This window comes from Streptomyces sp. NPDC002130 (assembly GCF_040296465.1).
GTDB lineage: Bacteria > Actinomycetota > Actinomycetes > Streptomycetales > Streptomycetaceae > Streptomyces.
Map to the genome: position 1 here is coordinate 1 of NZ_JBEOXI010001314.1, position 1,009 is coordinate 1,009.

General features: G+C 56.5%; 2 protein-coding genes. One reads left to right on the top strand and one right to left on the bottom strand.

Features of this window, described 5'->3' with window-relative positions; translation table 11 throughout:
• Positions 1-279: 279 nt before the first annotated feature.
• Positions 280-723: a helix-turn-helix domain-containing protein gene (locus ABT116_RS50585; protein WP_003946341.1), complete on the top strand. Its 444-nt coding sequence runs from the start codon at positions 280-282 to the stop codon at positions 721-723.
• Positions 724-736: 13 nt separating this feature from the next.
• On the opposite strand, the gene ABT116_RS50590 is transcribed toward ABT116_RS50585, so the two are convergent.
• On the bottom strand, positions 737-1,009 hold a 273-nt coding region (locus ABT116_RS50590; RefSeq protein WP_351648663.1), incomplete at its 5' end, for an ABC transporter permease.

Below are 1,009 nucleotides of genomic sequence, written 5' to 3' on the forward strand. Positions count from 1 at the left end.
GAATGCATCGACTCGAAATGGATAGGACCGGCTGAAAGAACCTGCAGCACAATGGCGTAACCACCGCCGTTTGGCTTATACGCTACCGCCGCACACCTTGGCAAAACGAACGGTCAGTACGCGGCGAAAATCACATACTTTACAAAGTCTTTGGAATCTCTCGGCGCCAAATATCCGCAGGTGAAAGGACTTTCGACCGGAGTCCAGAATAACCGTGTCGTCTACTATGTGAAAACTGCGAAGTAGCTGTGACGCTGGGTCACGCTCGAGGGAGGAATTGTGACCGATTCATTCAAGGACCGCTTGAACGCCTTGTACCCGGCCACAGCACCGAGACTCACCAACGCACAAGTTGTGGAAGCCCTTTCACAACGCGGATGCAAGATTTCGACACCGTACCTCTCTCAGCTCCGGAGCGGTGTGCGCACCAATCCGTCGGAGCAAGTCGTTTTGGCATTGGCCGATTACTTCGGCGTAGCAGCAGAGTACTTCTTCGGTCCGACGCCTCGGCAGGATCCCGAACTGATTCCGGAAGAAGACCGTTCGGTTGTCGAAGAGTTCCACGACAGCGAATTGCGTTCTCTGGCCATAAAAGCGGTCGATCTCTCCCCTGAATCGCAGGATTTGCTCTCGTCGATTGCGGAGAAACTTCGCTCGTCCGAAGGACTCCCGGCTGTACCTCCGGATTGCAGCACCTACACCCCACCGTTCACTCGTGACTGATCCAGCGTGACTATCAGCGAGTCAACCGGCCCAATAGTGCCGAGGCGGTGACGATTCCGAGCAGCGCCGCCCCGATCAGCACGCCGAAGTCGACGAGGTAGTTGGTCGGCATTCCGATCAGCAGACCGCGCAGTGCCGACACCTCGTAGCTCAGCGGGTTGATGCGGCTGAGCCACTGAACCCACGTCGGCATGAGTTCGACCGGGTAGAGCGCATTGGACGCAAAGAACAGTGGCATGGTGATTGCCTGCCCGATGCCCATCAATCGATCTCGTTTGAGCACGAT